This window comes from Mycobacterium terramassiliense (genome assembly GCF_900157385.1).
Classification (GTDB): Bacteria; Actinomycetota; Actinomycetes; order Mycobacteriales; family Mycobacteriaceae; genus Mycobacterium; species Mycobacterium terramassiliense.
In genome coordinates this window covers 104,466-122,764 of record NZ_LT717699.1, presented here as the reverse complement: position 1 = coordinate 122,764, position 18,299 = coordinate 104,466, and the positions used below count along the sequence as shown (strand labels likewise).

18 protein-coding genes and 4 pseudogenes are annotated in these 18,299 nt (G+C 69.1%); 7 read left to right on the top strand and 15 right to left on the bottom strand.

The genetic code is table 11. The features are described from left to right. Positions 1-33: 33 nt before the first annotated feature. The gene (locus MTAB308_RS04700; protein ID WP_077098306.1) at positions 34-807 is read left to right on the top strand and encodes a PIG-L family deacetylase; all 774 of its coding nucleotides are present in this window, start codon (positions 34-36) and stop codon (positions 805-807) included. Positions 808-887: 80 nt separating this feature from the next. Here MTAB308_RS04700 and mutM read toward each other — a convergent pair. The 5 genes and pseudogenes from mutM to sepIVA all read right to left on the bottom strand — a co-directional run. Beyond that, positions 888-1,694: pseudogene (gene mutM, locus MTAB308_RS04695) on the bottom strand (bifunctional DNA-formamidopyrimidine glycosylase/DNA-(apurinic or apyrimidinic site) lyase); the annotation flags it as partial. Positions 1,695-2,005: 311 nt separating this feature from the next. Further along, positions 2,006-2,077, bottom strand: a pseudogene (locus MTAB308_RS30560) (DNA-formamidopyrimidine glycosylase family protein); the annotation flags it as partial. Between the two features lie 80 nt (positions 2,078-2,157). Continuing rightward, entirely contained in the window at positions 2,158-2,871 is a 714-nt protein-coding gene (gene rnc / locus MTAB308_RS04685; protein WP_077098207.1) for a ribonuclease III, read from the bottom strand. Then, positions 2,868-3,455, bottom strand: a complete 588-nt coding sequence (locus MTAB308_RS04680) for a YceD family protein (RefSeq protein WP_216823646.1) — start codon at positions 3,453-3,455, stop codon at positions 2,868-2,870. The genes rnc and MTAB308_RS04680 overlap by 4 nt, the downstream gene beginning before the upstream one ends. Before the next feature lie 50 nt (positions 3,456-3,505). Beyond that, entirely contained in the window at positions 3,506-4,243 is a 738-nt protein-coding gene (gene sepIVA, locus MTAB308_RS04675; RefSeq protein ID WP_077098904.1) for a cell division protein SepIVA, read from the bottom strand. Between the two features lie 339 nt (positions 4,244-4,582). On the opposite strand from sepIVA, the gene MTAB308_RS04670 reads away from it, so the two are divergent. Next, the gene (locus MTAB308_RS04670) at positions 4,583-5,764 is read left to right on the top strand and encodes a permease (RefSeq protein WP_077098211.1); all 1,182 of its coding nucleotides are present in this window, start codon (positions 4,583-4,585) and stop codon (positions 5,762-5,764) included. A 6-nt stretch (positions 5,765-5,770) separates the two neighbouring features. Next, positions 5,771-6,023 (top strand): annotated as a pseudogene (locus MTAB308_RS04665) (formyltetrahydrofolate deformylase); the annotation flags it as partial. Between the two features lie 44 nt (positions 6,024-6,067). Here the strand turns inward: MTAB308_RS04665 and coaD are convergent. The 5 genes from coaD to MTAB308_RS04640 all read right to left on the bottom strand — a co-directional run bounded on the left by coaD (position 6,068) and on the right by MTAB308_RS04640 (position 9,732). Further along, positions 6,068-6,550 carry a pantetheine-phosphate adenylyltransferase gene (coaD, locus tag MTAB308_RS04660; RefSeq protein ID WP_077098213.1) on the bottom strand — a complete coding sequence of 161 codons (483 nt, stop codon included), beginning with the start codon at positions 6,548-6,550 and terminating at the stop codon, positions 6,068-6,070. Positions 6,551-6,561: 11 nt separating this feature from the next. Beyond that, positions 6,562-7,128 (bottom strand): 16S rRNA (guanine(966)-N(2))-methyltransferase RsmD, encoded by a 567-nt coding sequence (gene rsmD / locus MTAB308_RS04655; protein ID WP_077098215.1) that lies wholly within the window; start codon positions 7,126-7,128, stop codon positions 6,562-6,564. Between the two features lie 10 nt (positions 7,129-7,138). Then, on the bottom strand, positions 7,139-7,777 hold the full coding sequence (locus tag MTAB308_RS04650; RefSeq protein WP_077098217.1) for a vitamin K epoxide reductase family protein: 639 nt from the start codon (positions 7,775-7,777) through the stop codon (positions 7,139-7,141). Then, complete coding sequence (locus MTAB308_RS04645; protein WP_077098220.1) at positions 7,777-8,538, bottom strand: DsbA family protein; 762 nt, start codon at positions 8,536-8,538, stop codon at positions 7,777-7,779. Before MTAB308_RS04645 ends, MTAB308_RS04650 begins: the two co-directional genes overlap by 1 nt. A gap of 81 nt (positions 8,539-8,619) precedes the next feature. Further along, the gene (locus tag MTAB308_RS04640; protein WP_077098222.1) at positions 8,620-9,732 is read right to left on the bottom strand and encodes an alpha/beta hydrolase; all 1,113 of its coding nucleotides are present in this window, start codon (positions 9,730-9,732) and stop codon (positions 8,620-8,622) included. A gap of 215 nt (positions 9,733-9,947) precedes the next feature. Between MTAB308_RS04640 and MTAB308_RS29640 the strand changes: the two are divergent. Both MTAB308_RS29640 and MTAB308_RS04635 read left to right on the top strand, forming a co-directional pair. After that, positions 9,948-10,118: pseudogene (locus MTAB308_RS29640) on the top strand (aldo/keto reductase); the annotation flags it as partial. A gap of 2 nt (positions 10,119-10,120) precedes the next feature. Then, positions 10,121-10,966, top strand: a complete 846-nt coding sequence (locus MTAB308_RS04635; RefSeq protein ID WP_173842132.1) for an aldo/keto reductase — start codon at positions 10,121-10,123, stop codon at positions 10,964-10,966. Positions 10,967-10,981: 15 nt separating this feature from the next. Here the strand turns inward: MTAB308_RS04635 and MTAB308_RS04630 are convergent, their stop codons facing one another. Genes MTAB308_RS04630 through MTAB308_RS04620 form a run of 3 tightly spaced genes read right to left on the bottom strand, consistent with a single transcriptional unit; the run spans position 10,982 to position 15,590 of the window. Beyond that, positions 10,982-11,692 (bottom strand): HNH endonuclease family protein, encoded by a 711-nt coding sequence (locus tag MTAB308_RS04630; RefSeq protein ID WP_077098226.1) that lies wholly within the window; start codon positions 11,690-11,692, stop codon positions 10,982-10,984. Beyond that, positions 11,689-13,908, bottom strand: coding sequence for an ATP-dependent DNA helicase RecG (gene recG / locus MTAB308_RS04625; RefSeq protein WP_077098229.1), 2,220 nt, complete (start codon positions 13,906-13,908; stop codon positions 11,689-11,691). Before recG ends, MTAB308_RS04630 begins: the two co-directional genes overlap by 4 nt. Positions 13,909-13,910: 2 nt before the next feature. Beyond that, entirely contained in the window at positions 13,911-15,590 is a 1,680-nt protein-coding gene (locus MTAB308_RS04620) for a DAK2 domain-containing protein (RefSeq protein WP_077098231.1), read from the bottom strand. Between the two features lie 281 nt (positions 15,591-15,871). Here MTAB308_RS04620 and rpmB point away from each other — a divergent pair, with 281 nt between their 5' ends. Beyond that, positions 15,872-16,066 carry a 50S ribosomal protein L28 gene (gene rpmB / locus MTAB308_RS04615; RefSeq protein WP_007171345.1) on the top strand — a complete coding sequence of 65 codons (195 nt, stop codon included), beginning with the start codon at positions 15,872-15,874 and terminating at the stop codon, positions 16,064-16,066. Positions 16,067-16,075: 9 nt separating this feature from the next. On the opposite strand, the gene MTAB308_RS04610 is transcribed toward rpmB, so the two are convergent. Together MTAB308_RS04610 and MTAB308_RS04605 are read right to left on the bottom strand one after the other, a co-directional pair. Then, positions 16,076-16,897, bottom strand: a complete 822-nt coding sequence (locus MTAB308_RS04610; protein ID WP_077098233.1) for a mycofactocin-coupled SDR family oxidoreductase — start codon at positions 16,895-16,897, stop codon at positions 16,076-16,078. Further along, positions 16,890-17,792 carry an SDR family NAD(P)-dependent oxidoreductase gene (locus MTAB308_RS04605; protein ID WP_077098235.1) on the bottom strand — a complete coding sequence of 301 codons (903 nt, stop codon included), beginning with the start codon at positions 17,790-17,792 and terminating at the stop codon, positions 16,890-16,892. The genes MTAB308_RS04610 and MTAB308_RS04605 overlap by 8 nt, the downstream gene beginning before the upstream one ends. A gap of 61 nt (positions 17,793-17,853) precedes the next feature. Between MTAB308_RS04605 and MTAB308_RS04600 the strand changes: the two genes are divergently transcribed. Beyond that, complete coding sequence (locus tag MTAB308_RS04600) at positions 17,854-18,297, top strand: nuclear transport factor 2 family protein (protein ID WP_077098906.1); 444 nt, start codon at positions 17,854-17,856, stop codon at positions 18,295-18,297. Positions 18,298-18,299: the final 2 nt, after the last annotated feature.

Here is an 18,299-nt window from a genome sequence, read left to right as displayed (position 1 = left end):
GCGCGGTTTGCGGCGGCGGGCATACTGCGTTGCATGGCCACGGTCGTCGCATTCCACGCGCATCCGGACGACGAGGTGATTCTCACCGGTGGCACGCTGGCGCTGGCGGCGGCGGCGGGGCATCGCGTGGTCCTCGTCACCGCGACCGACGGCCGCGTGCACAATGACGACGATGAACGCCGGTTGAACGAATTGCGTTTGAGCGCAAGCATTCTCGGCGTGCATCGGGTCGAATGCCTCGGCTATGCCGACAGCGGATTCGGACCCGTCTTCTATCCCGATCCACCGGGCCGCGTCAGGTTCGGCCGGGCCGACGTCGACCAGGCGGCAGGGCGGCTCGCGGAGATACTGCGCGATGAGGCCGCCGATCTGCTGCTCAGCTACGAGCGCAACGGCGGCTACGGCCACCGCGATCATGTCCAGGTGCACCATGTCGGCAAGCGGGCCGCCGAGCTGGCGGCGACGCCGCGAGTGCTCGAGGCGACGATGCCGCGCGAATCGCTGGTGCGCATCGGCCATCTCGCCCGCCTGCTGCGGTTACCCGCGCCCTACGAGCTGGAGGTCGCCCGCACCGCCTACGCGCCCACGGCGACCATCACGCACCGGATCAACGTCTTCGGCTACGCGCGCCAGAAGCGCGACGCGATGGCGGCCCACCGCTCGCAGATCGGCTCCTCATCAGGCGCACGCGCGTTCGGTGTGCTGCTCGCGCTCCCGCCCCAGGCGTTTGGCCTGCTCTTTCCGCGCGAATGGTTCGTCGACCCCGCGCTACCCGCAGGGTCCACGCACCGCGACATCTTCGACTGACTCGCCGTTGAGCGTGAACCCAGAGCGACACCGCTCGGCGTGTGCAGCCCTGAGCCCACACTCGAAAGCCGTGCGCGCACTCAGCGCCGCGGCCGCGGCTGGCATCGCGGGCAGTAGAACGACGACCGGTTCATGAACTTCTCCCGTCGCATCACCGCGCCGCAGCGCCGGCAGGGTTCCCCCTCTCGGCCGTAGGCGTCCAGGGACCGGTCGAAGTATCCCGACTCGCCGTTGACGTTGACGTAGAGCGAGTCGAACGACGTCCCGCCCTTGGCCAGCGCGTCGCGCATGACCTGTGCGGCGGCGTCCAGGACGGCGGTCAGTTGGCGCCGGCTCAACGTGTCGGCGATCCGCGCGCCGTGCACCTTGGCCCGCCACAACGCCTCGTCGGCGTAGATGTTGCCGATCCCCGACACCACCTGCTGGTCGAGTAGCTGCCGCTTGATCTCGGAATGCTTGCGCCGCAACACCTTCACCACCGCGTCGGCATCAAACCTGGGGTCCAGCGGGTCGCGCGCCAGGTGGGCGACCGGCACCGGCACCACGCTGCCATCCACGCTCACCAGGTCGGCGAGCATCCAGCCGCCGAAGGTGCGCTGGTCGGCGAAGCTCAGCACCGTCCCGTCGTCGAGCAGCGCGGAGATGCGGACGTGGTCGGCGCGCGGCACCTTCCCCCTCGCCGCTCCGCGGCTGGGGGTACCCCCACCGAGCAGCATCTGCCCGCTCATGCCGAGGTGCACCACGAGCGCCGTGTCCGGGTCGGCCGGACCGTCCAGCAGCAGCCATAGGTACTTGCCGCGCCGATCGGTTCCGGCGATCCGCGCGTCGAGCAGCCGGGCGGTGAGATCGGCGGGCCCCCCCCCCTGGCGGCGCACCGCCCGCGGNAGCTTGCCCTCCAATTCGTCCAGCGCCATCGCCTTGAGCGCCTGATACGAGGAGAACGACGGGCCGCGGCTGGAACTGTATTTGCCGTAGGCCTCCACGATCCGCGCGACCATCGCCACCAGGCGCTCGTCCATGTCCGCGAGGTCGGGGTTCTCGTTGAGCAGGTCCAGCAGCATCTGGCGCATGGCTTCGACGTCGTCGGCCGGCAACGCTTCGCCGCCCGACTCCGCGTCGGCCGCATCGTCGGCGACCACCGCGCGCGCGCCCAGCGCCGCGGGGAACCACAGGTCGAACATGGCGTCGTAGGTGTCGCGGTGATCGTCTTGCCCACCACGCGGGCCTGCAAGCCGCGGCGCACCACCTCGACTTCGGGCAGTTCGGGCATTCAGTGATGATCGCAAGCGCGGCGAAGCCGGGCGCTGGGGGCACCCCCGCGGAGCTGGGAGACGGGTCATCACCGTCGGGCTACGCGGACGTTTTTCCCGCGGTGTCCAGCGTCTCGAGCGCTTTCCAGGTCGCCGCCGCGGCCTTCTGCTCGGCCTCCTTCTTCGAGCGGCCGACCCCCGACCCGTATTCGGTTTCCATCACGACGACCACAGCCGTGAATTCCTTGTCGTGGTCGGGTCCGGTGGAGGTCACCAGGTAGGACGGTGCGCCCATGCCGCGCGCCGCGGTCAGCTCCTGCAGGCTGGTCTTCCAGTCCAGCCCGGCCCCCAGGGTGGGCGCGGCGTCCAGCAGCGGGCCGAACAGACGCAGGATCACCTCACGCGCCGTGTCGATGCCGTGCTGCAGGTAGATGGCGCCCAGCAGCGACTCCATGCCGTCGGCCAGGATGCTCGACTTGTCGGCCCCGCCGGTGTTCGACTCGCCGCGGCCCAGCAGCAGGTGCGCGCCGAGGCCCTCGTCGGACAGGTTCCGCGCGACGTCGGCCAGCGCCTGCGTGTTGACCACGCTGGCCCGCAGCTTGGCCAGGTCGCCCTCCGACCGATCGGGATGACGATGGTAGAGCTCGTCGGTGATGGTCAGGCCCAGGACCGCGTCACCGAGAAACTCCAGGCGTTCGTTGGTCGGCAGCCCGCCGTGTTCGTAGGCGTAACTGCGGTGTGTGAGCGCGAGCGACAGCAATTCGTCGGGCAGGTCGGCCCCGAGCGCGTCCAACAGGGCTTGCCGCGACGTCACCGCTCGTCCCGCTTGGCATCCGGCTGGGGCGGCAACATGTCAGCCAACTTGGCCCAGCGCGGGTCGACACGGTCGTGGTGATGGTCGGGCTCGGCCGCCAGGGAAACACCGCATTCGGGGCACAACCCGGGGCAGTCCTGGCTGCACACCGGCGAAAACGGCAGCTCGAGTCCGACCGCGTCGATGATCGGCTGCTCGAGGTCGATGGTGTCGTCGACGATGTGGCCGACCTCGTCCTCCTCGGTGGTCGCCTCGGTGGCGCTGTCCGGGTACGCGAAAAGTTCGGTCAACCCGACCTCGACCCGCCCGTCCACCGGCGTCAGGCAACGGGCGCATTCGCCGACGATCGGCGCGGCGACGGTGCCCGTCACCAACACGCCCTCGGACACCGACTGGATTTGCAAGTCCATCTCCAGCTGGGCACCCTGCTCGATCGCGATCATCGGCAGCCCGATGCGCGCCGGGCTGGGCACGGTATTGCGCAGGGTGACCATCGCGCCCGGGCGCCGGCCAAGTCGGGTGATGTCAATCCTCATCGGCGAGGTCGAATGGCGCTGCGCCGTGCTGCTGTGCTGCCGCGTCATAGAGGAAATCCTACGGCGCGCCGCGCGTAAGGAAAGGGCTTGCCGTCCCGCTACCGGGTCGCGTAGTCGTGGGTACCGGCGGCCGTCCGCAGCTGGTGACGGCCGCGGCCGACGGACCGCAGGGTGCCGTTGAGGAATTCCTCGAACTCGGCCAGCTTGTTGTCGACGTAGATGTCGCACTCGCCGCGCAGCCGATCCGCCTCGGCATGCGCCGTGTCGATGAGGCGGGTCGCCTCGCTGTTGGCCGCCTGCACCACCTCGTTCTGCGACACCAGCCGCTGCTGCTCCTTGATGCCCTCTTGCACGGCCTTCTCGTAGGAGATGTTGCCGTTTTCGATCAGCCGGTCGGCTTCGGCCTGGGCGCGGCTGACGCTGGCCTCGTACTCGCGTTTCGCCGCGGTGGCGATGCGGATCGACTCCTCGCGGGCCTCGCCGACCATCCGCTCGCTGTGCTGGCGGGCCTCGCTCACCATCCGGTCGGCCTGCGCTTTCGCGTCGGACAACAGGCGGTCGGCCTCCGCGCGGGCGTGGTTGAGCATCGACTCGGACTCCGTCGTCGCCGAGGAGACCATTGATTCGGCGTGCGACTTCGCGTCCTGCAGCATCGAATCGCGCGCGTCGAGCACGTCCTGGGCGTCGTCCAGCTCGCCAGGGATCGCGTCCTTGATGTCGTCGATCAGTTCCAGCACGTCACCGCGGGGCACGACACAGCCGGCCGTCATCGGCACACCGCGCGCCTCCTCCACGATGGCGCCCAATTCGTCCAGCGCCTCAAAAACTCGGTACACGGCCATGCCCTCCTGGCGTCGTTGTTGTTACCAGTGTGCCTGCTGTTGCGTCTGTGACAGTGGTGGCGACGCCGGTGTGTCGAAGATTTGCCCGGTAAACGGGCCCGCCGTGAGTGAAATCCATTGATTTTGCCCGTTCACGCCGTGCCGCGGGCCCATCCGGCGCGCGGGGTTGCTCAGTCCATATTCTTTTGCCCGGTCCCCGCACCGATTGTGGAGCCATTCTAGGGAAAACGGCGGCCCGGGGCCGCGACGGACCCGGCGACGCCCTTGACGTATACCCCATGGGGGTATAGTTTGGCTGACGGCGCGGCCCGAGCAAGCGAAGGGGAGGACTCAATGAGGGCGCTGGCAGCGGTCGGTCATGCCTTGGGGCTGGCGGGGTCGATGACGTGGGAGATCCTCTGGGCGCTGATCCTCGGCTTCGCCCTGTCGGCGGTGGTGCAGGCCGTGGTGCGGCGGTCGACGGTCGTGTCCCTGCTGGGCGACGACCGGCCGCGCACGCTGGCGGTGGCGGCCGGGCTGGGCGCGGCCTCGTCGTCGTGCTCGTATGCCGCGGTTGCCCTGGCGCGCTCACTGTTCCGCAAAGGCGCCAACTTCACCGCCGCGATGGCTTTCGAGATCGGTTCCACCAACCTCGTGGTGGAGTTGGGCATCATCCTTGCCCTGCTGATGGGCTGGCAATTCACCGCGGCGGAATTCGTCGGCGGCCCGCTGATGATCGTGGTGCTCGCCGTCCTGTTCCGGTTGTTCGTGCGGTCCCGGCTCGTCGACGCCGCCCGCGAGCAGGCCGAGCGCGGCATCGCCGGCTCCATGGAAGGCCATGCCGCCATGGACATGTCGATCCAAAAAGAGGGCTCGTTTTGGCGGCGGCTGCTGTCGGCGCAGGGCTTCACCTCGGTCTCGCACGTGTTCGTCATGGAGTGGTTGGCGATCTTGCGCGACCTCGTCTTGGGCTTGCTGATCGCGGGCGCCATCGCGGCGTGGGTGCCCGAAAAGTTCTGGCAGATCTTCTTTTTGGCCGATCACCCCGGTTGGTCGGCAGTGTGGGGGCCGATCGTCGGACCGATCGTCGCGATCGTGTCGTTCGTCTGCTCGATCGGCAATGTGCCCCTGGCCGCGGTGCTGTGGAACGGCGGCATCAGCTTCGGCGGTGTCATCGCCTTCATCTACGCCGACCTGGTGATCCTGCCGATCCTCAACATCTACCGCAAGTACTACGGCACCCGGATGATGCTGACGCTGCTGGCCACCTTCTACGGCGCAATGGCCGCGGCGGGCTATCTCATCGAATTACTCTTCGGCGCAACGGGTCTGGTGCCCAAACAGCGAAACGCCACGGTCATGGAAGCGTCGATCTCGTGGAACTACACCACCTGGCTCAACATCGCCTTCCTGGTTGTCGCTGCGATACTGATCGCGCGGTTCCTCACCTCGGGGGGACTCCCGATGGTGCGCATGATGGGCGGCTCCCCCGCGCCGATAGAGGGTCACCACGATCACAGCCATCAATGCGAATGACGGCCGCAGCACAGGGCTGACCGCGCCCGCACCGTCGCCGACCGAGCCAATATCGACTACCGGTTCACCGAGGCAGCCGAGCCCAAGCGCGCCGCGATCACGGCGTCCAAGGTTGACCACCGCCGGTTGGACCTGTTGTGGCGCAACGGTCGTGGTGATCGCCAACCACCCGGACCTGGCCGACTACGTGCGCCCCTTCGGGGTGCCGTTCATCCACATCCCCGCCACCCGCGCCGTGCTCCGGCATTGCGAGGACCGGGTCATCTCTCGCGACGACCAAAGCGTCGTCTTCTGACCGGCGCCTCAGGGTCGGACCGACAGCTTCTCGCGCAACCGGCGGTTGACCGGTTCGGGCAGCAGCTCCGACACGTTGCCGCCCAGCAGCGCGACCTCCTTGGCCAGCGAGGACGACACGAACGAATAGCGCGGCGTGGTGGCCACGAAAAACGTGTCCACACCGGCGATGTGCTTGTTCATCTGCGCCATCTGCAGCTCGTATTCGAAGTCGGTGCCGGTGCGCAGACCCTTCACGATCGCGGTCATCCCCCGCGACCTGACAAAGTCGACCACCAGGCCCTGGCCGGACTCCACCCGCAGGTTGGGCAGGTGCGCCGTCGACTCCTCGATCATCGCGATCCGCTCGTCGAGGTCGAACATGCCCTTCTTGGCGGGGTTGACCAGGATCGCCACCACCACCTCGTCGAACTGGGCCGAGGCGCGTTCGAAGACGTCGATGTGGCCCAACGTCACCGGGTCAAACGAGCCCGGGCACACCGCGCCGCTCATACGCGATGACGCTACACGTTTGGCGGCGCGTGTTCGGCCAGCTCTAGACGGGTGTCGCCGTACACGCGCTCGGGCCACACGGACCAGCCCGCCGGCCACGTGAGCGGCGCACCGGCGGCCGGACGCTCCACGGCCGCAACGGTTCCCTCGCGCGCCCAGCCGTGCGTGATCAGAGCGGCCAGCACGGCGCCCAGCTCCGCGGCGTCAATGCCGTAGGGCGGGTCGGCCAACACCACGTCCACCGCGGAGGGGGCCCCGGCCGCCAGCACCGTCGCCACCGCGCCGCGGCGCAGGGTCGCGCCGGGCAGTCCGAGAGTCTCGATGTTGCGCGCGATGACGGCCGCGGTGCGCGGGTCGGACTCCACGAACAGCGCCGAGGCGGCCCCGCGCGACAGGGCCTCGAGCCCCAGCGCGCCCGACCCGGCGTACAGGTCCAGCACCGCCAGACCGGCCAGATCCCGGCGCGCGGTGATGATGTTGAACAGCGATTCGCGCACCCGGTCGGTGGTCGGCCTGGTGCCCCGCGCCGGGACGATGATGCGCCGCCCCCCGGCGACACCGCCGATGATCCGGGTCACGGGCGGTCGTTCACAACAGCGTGGACCAGTAGTCCCAGAACCGCACCATGATCAGCAGGAAGACCGCGGTGAACCACAGCGCGGCGATCGACCACCGCCACTGGTACAGCACCCGCAGCGGACCGGTTTGCAGCGAGGGCCGAAAGGCGATCGACGCGACCACCACCAGCAGCGAGATGGTGACCGCCCAGACCACCATGCAGTACGGGCACAACGCCCCGATGCGGTACAGGCTCTGGAAGATCAGCCAGTGCACGAACGCCGAACCTGCCAGCACCCCGACCGTCAGGCCAACCCAATACCATTGCGGCAGAGAGACTTTCGCTACAGCCAAGACGCCGGTGACGACCACCACGGCGAAGCCCACCAGCCCGAGCAGCGGATTGGGGAAGCCCAGCACCGACGCCTGCGGGGTGATCATCACCGAGCCGCACGACAGGATCGGGTTGATGTTGCACGACGGCACGTACGACGGGTTGAGCAGGATGTCGATCTTCTCCACGGTCAGCGTCATGGAGGCAACCAGGCCGATCACGCCCGCGATCAGCACCCACCACGCGCTGGGCGCGGGCACGCGCGCTGGGGCCGGCGCATCCGGTGTCTCGCCGCCGGCGTCCTCGGCGGGCTGAGCTGACACCGGCGTCGTCATCAGGCCGCGGGAGAAACGGCGGTGTCGATGCCCGGCACGTCGCCGACGATCGACTTGATCTTGCTGACCAGCGCGTCGGGCGTCGACGGCTCGTAATCCTGGCCGTTGATCTTGATGGTCGGCGTCGCGTTGATGTTCGCTTTCGCGGCCTCCCCGGCGACCCTGGACAGGTACTTGCCGCTGTTGACGCAGTCGGGCACCTTGCCCACGACGCCGTCGACGCGGGCGATTTCGATCAACCGCGCGTTGTCGGGGAAGCTGGTGCCGCGTTCGTCAGGCTGGATCTCGGTGCTGAACAGCGCGCTGTGGAAACGGCGGAACGCGTCGACGGATTCGTCGGCGACGCACAAGGCGGCCGCGCCGGCGCGCGACGAATAGTTGTTGTTCTTCTGGCTGTCGAGGATCGCCACCATGGAGTAATCGGCCGCGATGGCGCCGATGTCGATGAGCTTGGAAACCGTCGGCCCGAAGGTCCGCTCGAAGTTACCGCAGGCCGGGCAGAGGAAATCCTCGTAGAACGCGACGACGGCCTTGGGATTGCTGGTGCCGGGCTGGTTGACCACCTTGCTCGACGTCACCCGCACCGTGTCGCCCTCGCCCGTGGCGCCGCCCTTCTTGTGATGGGACGTCACGATGTAGAAGACGAGCGCAACCGCGAAGATCACGATGAAGGCGGTGCCGCCGATCTGGACGAGCCGGCCGGATTTGCCGGTGGCGGACTTGACATCGAATCGCGGGGGACGCTTGGGTTTGTCGGCCACAGGTTCGCTGATCCTTCGGTGCGGGCCCGCCCGGCGGTCGGACGGAGGCGCCTCTAGAGTACCGGCGCTCCACCCGACGGCTCAGGCGCGGCTCAGGTGCGCGCGCAGGGCCGAAACCAGCTCGCTCGTGCCCACGGCGCTGTCGCCGCCCAGCGGAAACAGGTTCGCGAAGCCGTGGGTCAGCGACCCCAGGTACCGCAGGTCCACCGGGGTGCCGGCGGCCCGCAGCGCCGCCGCGTAGGCCTCGCCCTCGTCGCGCAACGGGTCGAAGCCCCCCACCGCGATCAACGCCGGCGCCAGCCCCGCCAGCGACGCGGCGAGCAGCGGCGACACCCGCGGGTCGGTCGGGTCGAACGCCTTCAGGTACTGAGCGGTAAACCAGTCCATGTCCCGCCTGGTCAGCAGGAAGCCGCGGGCGAACAGGCTCATGGACCGGGTCTGCGCGGTGAAGTCGGTCCGCGGGTAGATCAGCCACTGCAGCACGGGGGCGGGCCCTCCGTCATCGCGAGCGAGCTGGGCGACCACGGCGGCCAGGTTTCCGCCGGCGCTATCACCGCCGACCGCGACTCGCCCGGGGGCGGCACCGAGCTCACCGGCGTGCTCGTGCGCCCACCTGAAGGCCGCATAGGCGTCCTCGACGGCCGCCGGGGCCGGGTGCTCGGGGGCCAGCCGGTAGTCGATCGACAACACGTGGATGCCGGCATCACGGCACGTCAGTCGGCACAGCGAGTCGTGGGTGTCCAGGTCGCCGATCACCCAGCCACCGCCGTGGTAGAAGACCAGCAGGGGCGCGGCGGCCCCACCGGGCGGACGGTAGTGCCGCGCGCGGATCTCACCGGCCGGTCCGGGCAGCGAGAGGTCCTCGACCTCGACGTGAATCTGCGGGCCGGGTAGACCCGCCAGCGTCTCCCGCATCTGGGCGCGGGATGCGGCCGGTTCGTCGTCGACGACGAGGCCATCGATGCCGACGGCGCGCAGCCCCGACAGCATCAGCTGCAGCGTGGGGTCGAGCGTGTTGCCGTCGATGATGACCGAACGGCCGTGGAACAGCACCCGCTTGGCGGCGGTCGGGATCCACGGGATGACCTTGACGCCGGCGGTGGTGACGACGCCCTGGACCCGACTGAGCCAGCGCATCGGTGGGCGTTTGGCACCAAGGTCCAGGTCCGGCCCGCCCTGCACACTTCTGGTCATGGCTGCTCCTGCTCCCCCTGAAAATTCATGGCCATGCTGAAACGACGGAAATGGGATACCCGTCTTTTGGCTCGGAGAGTCTTCCAGGTCCCGCCGGCGCGATTGCCGATTCCGACGTGCCGCGCGGTCAACTCTACGTCGTCGCCCAATGGCCCCATTCCGGCCGCGGTGTGCGCAACGCGCCGCGCCCGCGACCAGGTATTGATTAGGCGCTTATCGGGCTGGGTAATATCGTGGTCCCCAAGTCGGTGAACCCCATACGGATTGCGAGCAACTTCGACGTGTTCGATCTCGGATCAGCGCCGGAATGCCTCGACCTCCCGCTCGACGAGGGAACCCGACCGGGTCCGGATCTACGAACCTTCAATTCACAGGTAGGTGAATGACATTGACTGGCGAGTCGGGCGCCGCCATACCGTCGATAGCGCTTAACGACGAAAACACCATGCCGGTGCTCGGCCTGGGCGTCGCCGACCTCTCGGAGGACGAAGCCGAGCGCGCCGTCGCGGCCGCGCTGGAGATCGGGTGCCGGCTCATCGACACCGCCGCCGCCTATGGCAACGAGGCCGGCGTCGGCCGCGCGATCGCGGCTTCCGGCATCCCGCGCGCGGAGCTGTTCGTCACCACCAAGCTGGCTACCGAGGACCACGGTTTTTCCAAGGCCCCGGTGGCCTGCACCGCCAGCCTGGAGCGACTCGGCCTCGACTACGTCGACCTCTACCTCATTCATTGGCCGGCGCCGGCGCAGGGCAAATACGTCGACGCGTTCGGCGGCATGATCCAATCCCGCGGGGAAGGCCAGGCCCGCTCGATCGGGGTTTCCAACTTCACCGAGGATCACCTCTCGACGGTCATCGACCTGACCTTCGTCACCCCCGCGGTCAACCAGGTCGAGCTGCACCCGCTGCTCAACCAGGCCGATCTGCGCAAAGCGAATGCGCAGCACAACGTCGTCACGCAGTCCTACACGCCGCTGGTTCTCGGCAAGCTGATGGATAACCCGACGGTGAACTCGGTCGCCGCCGAATACGGCAAGACGCCCGCGCAAATTCTGTTGCGGTGGAACGTGCAATTGGGCAATTCGGTGATCTTCCGCTCGAGCAAACCCGAGCACATCGCCACCAACCTCGACATCTTCGATTTCGAGCTGGCCGGCGAGCACATGGACGCGATCAACGGTCTCAACGACGGCACCCGGCTGCGCCCGGATCCCGACACGTACGAGGGCCCGTAACGCCGGCCGGGAGGTTCAGCCCGCCGGGCAGGTGGCCGCCGCCTGCCGCAGCACCCCCGCCGAGGCCTGGTCCACCGGCAGCTGGTAACCGCGCAGCACGGTGATGAACTGCATGGCGTACTGGCACGCGAAAGCGGTGTTCGGCGGCATCCACTGGGCCGGCGGCGAGTCGCCCTTGTCCTGATTGGCCTGCCCTTCCACGGCCAGCAGGTTGGCCGGGTCGTTGGCGAACCGCAGGCGCTCCGGCGGCGGCCAGCCGTAGGCCCCCATGTCCCAGGCGTAGGCCAGCGGGACGATGTGGTCGATCTGCACCGCCTCACCGACCTTGGCGCCACGCTGGAACGCAACCGTGGTGTTGGTGTACGGGTCGTGCAGGGTGCCGGTGGCCACGGCGTCCGGGCAGCGCTTGGTCGACACGTAGGTCTTGTCGACGAGATCGCGGTTGAGGATGTCGTCGCGGGTGTCGCACCCGTTGTGCCCCAGCGGTGCGTCGTTGTCGTCGTCCCAGGCGTCGCCGAACGCCGGGCGCCGGTAGTCGTAGCGGTGGGCCCGCTCGGGAAGCACCGCGACACCGGCGAGCACGTCCGCGCCGGGTTGGACGGTGGGCACGTCGGCGCGGGCGGCCACTTCGGCGCGCTTGGCGGCCTGGGATCCCAGCGTCTGATAGGCCACCAGCACCGCGAGCACGGCGATCGCCGACAACCACAGCAGCAGCTTGCGGTTCATGCCTTGTCCAGGTAGTCGATTCGATCGGTGTCGGTGAAACGCGCGGCAAGCAAAGCCAATTCGCCGTTCGACGGATCCCGCTCGTAGGCGTGGACCGCGAAGTCGCGGGCGGCTTCGATGTAGGTTCCGTGGTCGGCCAGCGACAGCAGCCGCAGGGTGACCGCCCTGCCGGATTGGTTGCGGCCCAGCACATCTCCTTCGCGGCGCTCCTTGAGGTCAAGGTCGGCGAGGGCGAACCCGTCCAGGGTCTCGGCGACCGCACGCAACCGCCGGCCGGCCTGCGAGTCCGGGGGAACCCAGCTGGCCAGCAGGCACAGGCTCGGATGCTCGCCGCGGCCGATGCGCCCACGCAGCTGATGCAGCTGGCTGATGCCGAACCGGTCGGCGTCCATCACCAGCATGACCGTGGCATTGGGGACGTCGACTCCGACCTCGATGACCGTGGTGCAGACCAGCACATCGACCTCACCCGCGCGAAACGCCGCCATCGCGGCGTCCTTCTCGTCGGCCGACAAGCGACCGTGCATCAGCGCCAGCCTCAGGTCCGCCAGCTCGCGCGAGCGCAACCGGTCGAAGAGCCCGACCGCGGTGGAAGAGGGCCGGCGGCCCTCCTCGCGTTTTTCGGTGTCGTCGGTCTCGTCGATCCGGGGCGCCACCACGTAGGCCTGACGGCCCGCCGAGACCTCCTCGATGATGCGGTGCCAGGCACGTTCGAGCCAGGTGGGTTTGTCGGCGACGAAGATGACGTTGCTGGCGATCGGCCGGCGACCGCGCGGGAGTTCGCGCAGTGTCGAGGTCTCCAGGTCGCCGTACACGGTGAGCGCAACGGTGCGCGGTATCGGCGTTGCCGTCATCACCAGCAGGTGCGGTGTGATGCCGGCACGGGCCTTGGCGCGCAACTGATCCCGCTGTTCGACACCGAATCGATGCTGTTCGTCGACCACCACCATGCCGAGGTTGTGGAAGTCCACCGCGTCCTGCAGCAGCGCATGGGTACCGACGACGATGCCGGCATGACCGCCGGCGACCTCGTCGCGGACGTGCTTCTTGTGCGCGGCCGTCATGGAACCGGTGAGCAGGGCCACCCGCGTCGCGTTGTCCGCCCCGCCCAGCTGGCCCGCCATCGCCAACTCGCCCAGGACATCGTGGATCGACCGGAGATGTTGCGCCGCAAGCACTTCCGTAGGGGCAAGCAACGCGCACTGGTAGCCGGCGTCGACCATCTGCAGCATGGCCAGCACCGCGACGATCGTCTTGCCGGAGCCGACCTCCCCCTGCAGCAGGCGGTTCATCGGGCGGGTCGCCGCCAAACCCTCGGAAAGCACTTCCAGCACTTCGCGCTGTCCCCCGGTCAGCTCGAAGGGCAACCGCCGCAACAGTTCCGCTCTCAGGCCGTCCGGCCGCGCGGGCGCCGGCGGCCCCGACTCGGACAGCTCACCGTGGCGGCGGGCGACCAGCGCCCACTGCAGGCCGACGGCTTCGTCGAACGTCAATCGCTCCCGGGCCCTTTGCCGTTCGCGCTCGTCCTCGGAGAGGTGGATCGCGCGCAGCGCCTCGTCCTCGGTGATCAGGCCGAGTTCGGCGCGCAGGTCCGCGGGCAGCGGATCGGGCACCGGGTCGAGGACGTCGAGCACCTGGCGCACGGCAGCGAAGATGTCCCAGCTCTGCAGTTTGGAACTGGCGGGATAGATCGCGTAGAAGCGGCCTTCGAGAACCTCGATCACCTCGTCGCCGCCGGCGGTGTGGGAGGCGTTCGCGATGGTTTTCAGCGATTTGGTGCCGCGGTTGCGCCCGTCCGGCGAGTCGAGGACGAGGAAGGCCGGGTGCGTCAGCTGCATCGCGCCCTTGAAGAACCCGACTTCACCGGAGAGCATCACGCGCGTGTTTTTGGTGAGGTCCTTGCTGATGTAGTCCGCGTTGAAGAACGTCGCGGTCACCTTGCCGCGCCCGGAGCCGACGGTGATGCGCAGGCACTTCCTCCTGGGGGTCTTCTTCATCGGGAAGGAGTGCGCATCGGTGATGGTGTCGACGATGGTGATGTGCTGGCCCTCTTCCGGCCGCTCGTTTTCGGCGCCCCGCACGGCGGCGCCCTCCGTGTAGCCGCGCGGGTAGTGGCGCAACAGGTCGTTGACGGTGCGAATGCCGAACACCTCGTCGAGGAGGGGCACGATCTTGCCGCCCACGACGTAGTCCAGCCGGTCGGACAGCGACGCCACGGCTACTCGACCCCGATCAGCAGAACGTCGCCGCGGTGGCCGGTGCGGTAGGTCATCAGCTCGGTCCCCGGGTGATTGTCGTGCACGTGCTTCTGCAGGACGTCGCCCACGGCGCCGGCCCCGGCCTCGTCCTCGATGCCCGCGCCGATCAACACGGTCACCAGGTCGCCGCCCGACGCCAGCAGCAGGTCGAGCAGTCCGATCGCCGCCCCGGCGGCATCGCCGGCCACGATGAGCACCTCGTCGCCGGCGATGCCCAGGCCGTCGCCGGGCTGGCAGCGACCGGCCCACGTCAGCGCGCTCCCGGTCGCGATGCGCACCGATCCGTGCCGGGACGCGCCGGCGGCGCGGGCCATGGTGAAGCCGTCGTCGACCGCCTGTCTTTCCGGCTCGTGCACGGCCAGGGCGGCCAGCCCCTGCACCATCGACCCGGTCGGGATCGGCACCACGTCGATCCCCCACCCGATGGCAGCGGTGCACCCGGCGACCAGCTCCTCGGCGGCCACGTACCCGTTGGGCAGCACCATCACCTGGGCGGCGCCGGTGTCGACGACGGCGCGCACCAGCTGGTGGGCGCTGATGTTCGCGGCCGGGTCGGGCTGCAGGACGCAAGCGCCCTCGGCGGAGAACAACTCGGCGGCGCCGTCGCCGTCGACGACGGCCAACACGGCGCGTTCGCGCGTCCAGCCGCCCGCCGGCCGCCCGGCCGCTCCGGAGCTCAGCGCCGAGATGACGATCCGGCTGAGCCGCCCCGCCGCCAGGCCGGCTTCCACGGCGGCGCCGGCGTCGTCGGTGTGCACGTGCACGGAGTAGCTGTCGATCCGGGCCGACTCCTCCGCGGCGGCCTGCGCCAGCGCCACCGATTCCCCGAGCTCCTCGAGCCGATTGCGCAGGAGGTGGGCGGCCGCGGTGTCGCAGCCGTCCAGCCGGTACATCACCTCGAACTGCGGGCCGGGGCGCGCGGCGGGGGCATCGGGCTCCGGGGCGCGCGGCGACAGCTCGTAGACCGTGCGCGCGGGCGCCTGCCCGCCGATGGTGCACCGCAGCGCGTCCAGCAGGACGAGCAGCCCCCGCCCGCCGGCGTCCACCGCGCCGGCGTCAGCCAGGACGGCGAGCTGCTCGGGGGTCTTTTCCAGGGCAACCACCGCGGCGTCGCCGGCGGCGGTGATCGCCGAGGCCAGCCCGTCGTCGGCGCATTTTTCGATAGCGTCGGCGGCGGCCCGCAACACCGAGACGATGGTCCCGGGCACCTCGTCGCCGCCCATCGACGCGATGACCAGCTCGACGGCGCGCTGCAGCCCGGCCCCGAGAATGGCCGCGTCCATGTGGCGCAGCTCACCGCCGGCCTCTGCCGCCGCGGCCGCGGTGACGTCGGCGATCCCCCGCAGGATCTGCGACAAGATCACCCCGGAGTTGCCGCGGGCGCCGTTCAGCGCACCGGAGGACAGGGCCGCCGCCACCCGCGCCACGCAGCCCGTCCCCCCGTCCGCGCCGGCGCCCGCGTTGGCCTCGGCCAAGGCGGAACGCATGGTGAACAGCATGTTGGCGCCGGTGTCGGAATCGGCGACCGGAAACACGTTGAGCCGGTTGATTTCGTCGATGTGGGTGATCAAATCGCTGACGGCGGTGTGCGCCCAGTTCCGCAGGGTCGCGGCGTCCAGCAGCGCCTCTGACGTGCCCACGCGACCCACCTCCTCGGAGCCTCCCAGCGCCGGCCCCCGGTGGGCGCCAGCGTAGCCCGGCGACGACGCGCGCGGCGGCCAGCCATGACCGCACGCCTGCTGCCCGAGCGCACCGGCGCATTGAGCCTAGCCAGGGCGGGCGACAGTCCGGGGTACGTCGCCGGGCGGGTGTTGATCGTTTTGGTGGTTGCCCATGTCAGTCGGTATCCTGGGCTGGCCCGAGTCATTCCGGGCCGTCCTGGCCACCTGCCGGACCCTAAGACATTTGAGGAGCTAGAACCATGGCCGCTGTGTGCGATATCTGCGGGAAAGGCCCCGGCTTCGGCAAGTCGGTGTCGCACTCCCACCGCCGCACCAGCCGCCGGTGGGACCCCAACGTCCAGACCGTGCACGTCGTGACCCGTCCCGGCGGCAACAGGCAGCGCCTGAACGTCTGCACGTCCTGCATCAAGGCCGGCAAGGTCGTCCGCGGCTAACCGCCCGCCTCACATCACGACGTGACCGGCGTCGACCGGTATGGACACGCCGGTGACGTAGCGCGACCGCGGGCCGACGAGCCACAGCACCGCTTCGGTGACGTCGCGCGCCTCGACCAGCGGCACGCCGGGCAGCAGCGTCTGCGAGACGGCCGGGTTGGGATTGTCGATCATCCGGTTCGCCACGAAGTCGTTGAGAATCATCGGCGTCGCGACACCGCTGGGGTGCACTGCGTTGACCCGAATCTTGTGTTGCGCGTAGGCGTTCGCCGCCGAGCGCATCAGTCCTACGACACCGTGCTTGGAGGCGGCGTAGGCGAACATCGCGGCGCTGCCGTCGCCGCCCCGACCGGTCAGGCCCTGCGCCGAACTGACCATAACGACCGAACCGCCCCGGCCCTTGCGAATGATTGACGGCACGGTTGCCAGCAGCGTGTGCCAGACGCCCTTGAGGTTCGTGTCGACGATCGTGGTGAACACCGGTTCGGAGTGAGTCTCGGTGTCGCCGATCGCCACCACCCCGGCATTGGCGATGACGATGTCGATCTCGCCGAGCTCGTCGATCGCGGCCCGCACCCCGGCTTGCAACTGCGCCAGGTCGCGGACGTCGGCGACCACGGGGACGACCCTGCCGCCCGCGTGCCGCACCAGCCGCGCGGTCTCGTCGAGATCGGTTTTGGTGCCCAGCGCGTACGGAATCGCGTCGATGTCGGCGCAGATGTCCACGGCGACGATGTCGGCGCCCTGTTCGGCGAGGGCGACGGCATGGCTGCGGCCCTGGCCCCGCGCGGCGCCGGTGATGACGGCGACGGTGTCATCGAGTTCACCCATGGGCGGGCACCTCCAGTTTCGTGCCGGTCTCCCGTTCGGCGAACGCGACGAGGCGGGCGGCGGCGTCGTAGTCGCAGGCGCACACAGAGCGGCCGATGAGCACGGGGCCGCCGCGCAGACCCAGCCTGCCGCTGACACCCACATAGCTGCCGGGCGGCACCGGTTCGCTGATGCAATACAGCGTGGGCGCGGCGCCCTCGTCGATGTCGTTCGCCAGCCGGTCGGCGACGATCTTGACCGCTTTGTGCGACAACGACATCAGCGGCGAGTCGGACAGGTGCGACAGGTTCGACGCCACCCAGCCGGGGTGGGTGAGGTGGGTGACGACCGGCGATCCGGCGGCGCGCAGCCTGCGGTCCAGCTCGAGCCCCCACAACATCACCGCAAGCTTCGACTGGCCGTAGGCCCCCAGCCTCGTCCATTTGTGCCGGCGCAGATGCAGGTCGTCGAGGTGCAACGTCGCGTGCCGGTGGGCGTCGGAGCCCACGTTGATGACCTGCGAACGCACCCGGGGCAACAACAAGTTGGTCAGCGCGAAAGGTCCGAGCAGGTTGGTGCCCAGCGTCATCTCGAAGCCGTCCACCGTGTCGGTGCGGCGATCGGTGAGGGTGCCGGCGTTGTTGATCAGGATGTCGATCTGCCCGTCGATCAGGTCGGGGAAAGCGCGCACCGAAGACAGGTCGGCGAGGTCGAGCTTGGCCACGGTGGTGGTGCCACCCATCTGCGCCGCGCGCCGCTCACCGAGTTCGGTGTTGCGCACGGCCAGGATCACATGGGCCCCGGCTCGGGCAAGAGCGCGCGACGTGCCCAGCCCGACGCCGTTGGTCGCACCGGTCACCACGACTCGTTTGCCGGTCAGCTCGCCCAGGCGGCCCGGCGTCCACGGTGACGTCACGGCGACCAAGAATAGTGGGAGGTTCTATGTAAATGAGCGCGGGTCTGCCAACATGGTCGGCGTGAGTGACAGCGCGACGGAAATCAGCAACCTGATTTTCACCTACGCTGAGCTCCTGGACCGCGGTGACCTGGACGGCGTGGCCCGGCTCTTCGAGCACGGTCGCATCTGCGGGGTCGAGGACGGTCCGCCGGAGACGGTGTTCGACGGGGCCGCTCGGGTGCGGGCCATGTACGAGATGGCCACCCGCATCTACGACGACGGCACCCCGAAGACCAAACACCTCACGTCCAACGTGCAGCTGCATATCGACGATGCCGAGGGCACCGCACGCAGCACGTCCTACTACTGCGTCACCCAGGCCACCCCGGACTTGCCGCTCCAGGTGATCGTGACCGGGCACTATAAGGACACCTTCCACCGGATCGACGGCGTCTGGCACTTCGACAGCCGCACCATGTTCGTTGACCAGGTCGGCGACGTCAGCCACCACCTGAAGTTCTGAGC